Origin of the sequence: Psychrobacter sp. AOP5-GZ1-6 (genome assembly GCF_052376345.1) — a bacterium.
Classification (GTDB): domain Bacteria; phylum Pseudomonadota; class Gammaproteobacteria; order Pseudomonadales; family Moraxellaceae; genus Psychrobacter.
Window position 1 is genome coordinate 1 of the sequence record NZ_JBQSVP010000212.1, and the last position, 2,902, is coordinate 2,902.

The 2,902-nt window shown below is 41.8% G+C and carries 2 protein-coding genes; one reads left to right on the top strand and one right to left on the bottom strand.

The window, feature by feature from the left end; all coding sequences use genetic code 11:
• Positions 1-46: 46 nt before the first annotated feature.
• Positions 47-1,183 carry a glycerate kinase gene (locus tag ACT3RN_RS15075; RefSeq protein ID WP_192520898.1) on the top strand — a complete coding sequence of 379 codons (1,137 nt, stop codon included), beginning with the start codon at positions 47-49 and terminating at the stop codon, positions 1,181-1,183.
• Positions 1,184-1,361: 178 nt separating this feature from the next.
• On the opposite strand, the gene ACT3RN_RS15080 is transcribed toward ACT3RN_RS15075, so the two are convergent.
• Complete coding sequence (locus ACT3RN_RS15080) at positions 1,362-2,267, bottom strand: tetratricopeptide repeat protein (protein WP_192520899.1); 906 nt, start codon at positions 2,265-2,267, stop codon at positions 1,362-1,364.
• Positions 2,268-2,902: the final 635 nt, after the last annotated feature.

Consider the following 2,902-nt stretch of genomic DNA (forward strand, 5'->3'; position numbering starts at 1 on the left):
CTAACATATACCAAAAGACATTCAAAAAACACCCAGAGAAATATCCATGAAAATTTTGATCGCCCCTGATTCGTTTAAAGAAAGTTTAGAGGCACTAGATGTTTGCCGTGCAATCCAGTCCGGCTTTAGCCAAGTGTTTCCAGACGCTGATTATAAGCTGCTGCCAATGGCTGATGGTGGTGAAGGCACCTCTGCCGTATTGTCTTATGTATTGGGTGGGCACTGGAAAGAAATCAGAGTGCATGACCCACTGATGAGACCTATCACCGCAAAGTACTTATTATTGCCTGATGCCACAGCTGTCATCGAAATCGCTCATGCTTGCGGTCTACATTTACTGACTGCGGCAGAGCGCAATCCGATCATCGCTAGCAGTTATGGTGTCGGGGAGCTGATTGCCGATGCTTTGGATGAAGGCGTTAAACGTATCATTATTGGGTTGGGTGGCAGTGCCACCAATGATGCAGGGCTTGGCATGCTAACTGCGTTAGGTATGGCGTTTCATGACGTCAATGGTCATTCATTAGCTCAGGGCGGCGGTGCACTTGCCAGCCTACATAAGCTCGATAATACAAACCTTCACGCAAAGATATCAGACACGGTATTTGAGGTTGCTTGTGATGTGACCAATCCATTATGCGGTCTGCTAGGTGCCAGCGCCGTGTTTGGCCCGCAAAAAGGCGCTTGTCCAGAGCAAGTCAATACCCTGGACAAGGCACTCAGTCACTTTGCTACTATTTGTGGGCAGTATGGCTATGAAGACTGCCAACACGTTGAAGGTGCTGGCGCAGCAGGCGGTCTTGGCTATGCGTTAATGAGCTTTTGTGATGCCCATCTGAAATCTGGTTTTGATACCGTTGCCGAGGTGGCTCACCTTTCTCAACATATCATAGAGGCTGATTTGGTCATCACTGGCGAAGGTAAGCTCGATGCGCAAACAGCCATGGGTAAGGTGGCAGACGGTATCAGTCAAATCGCTAAGGCTAGCCGTACACCTGTTATCGCTATCTGCGGCAGCGTCGATGGACTAAAACCTGCTCAGACCAGTCAGTTCGATGTGGTTATGCCAAGTATCCAAAAAGTAGACACGATCGATAACGTGTTAGGTTCTGCTTACAATAACATTGAGACTACTGCTGCTAATATTGCTTCGGCTATGCGCTTAGGTATTGAGATGAGTTAGATATTCTTATAATAGCTCGACTATAAAAGTATTACAGCGTCCCTATTGAGGTATCACGTATACACCTACACTCAGTTACCTTGTACTATTTTTAAATTGTATCGACTACACTAGGGCGTATCATCAATTAGTACATTGGTGACACACCCTACTTCCAAGCAGAACAGAGCCAAACCGTTTAATTTGTTTTTTGGCTCCATTCTGTATACATATCACAATATTTTTGGATACCAGTGTCACAGATACGCTTCAACCCTGCTAGCCCGCCTACTCTATCGCCATAGGCACCGTCACTGAGAATATAAATTTTTGCTAATTGGTTTTGCGCGTCTTCATAACCTAGCTGGCTATAGCTTTCAAACCAATGTGCCGCTTTGCTATAGTCTAGTTTTACACCCTCGCCTTTATAGTACATAGAGCCAAGGTTAAACTGAGCATGTGCCATACCTTGCTTAGCTGCTTTTTCGAACCATTCAGCCGCTTTTGTATTATTTTTATGAACCCCTTGCCCCTGCTGATACAGGACACCTAAATTAAATTGAGCGTCAGCAACTCCTTGTTCAGCAGATTTTTGATACCACTTAAACGCTGTTGCATTATTTTTAGGAACTCCTTTAGCATTGGCATAAGCAATGCCCAAATTAAACTGTGCTAACTTGTTATTTTGTTCAGCTGCCTGCCGCCAATACTTCAGTGCTCTAATATCGTTTTGAACGACACCTTCACCTGTAGAATATAGATTACCAAGATTGTATTGAGCTCTACCATAGCCTTGCTTAGCAGACTTACTATAGTAGGCAAAGGCTTTTTCATAGTTTTGTGGTACGCCTATGCCTTCATTGTACATAACACCAATATTATATTGTGCTTCAGCCAACCCTTGATTGGCAGATTTATTCAACCACTCAAAAGCCTTTGTACTATTTTTCTCAACATCTAAGCCTGCTGCATACATGATACCCAAATTATACTGGGCAATGGCATTCCCTTGCTGTGCTAGCGACTCAATGGTAGTCAAATCTCTTATCAATATCGACTCTTCCGCAGTAGCGGAAATGGTTAATCCAGCGATCATATAAGTCATTATAATCTTAAGACAGTTCTTTCTTAATAGCTTTATATTCATCATTAGTCCATAGATACAGAATAAATTGAAATATATATAAATAGAGTATGGCGTGTTTAACATTTATATATAGGTACTGCTACTAACTGATCTTTGTTATGAACAAGATGCAACGTTGATACGCATTGACAATGTCATATAGAAGATCCGTTTGACAACATCGTCGAGATTTACAGCCACAGCTATGAGCTTATCTATAGCAAAGGTGCGTACTAAGATCAGTATGAATTTAGCCTACATTTAGATGATAAACAAATAGCGTATTCAGATTATGAATACGCTATTTTTATGTATAGCCATCACTTTAAGCAGCAAGTCATTGCAAATACCTAACTACTTCATTCCCTACTGAAGCTTTAATACGATGGCGAGGACATCGAAGCTCCCAGGTACATACATGCAATTGATATTAATAATTTCAAAAATGGTGACTTACATTCTGGCCAACGGGTGATAATAAAATACAAGCTTGCAGGTAGAATAAAAAAATACAATAGCCCCCACAGCACCGACTCTTGAAAAGCAATAATTATCAATTTGATGCTATAAACAAGACACATGATACTTGCAACAACAAGTAAAAGCATTCCTAT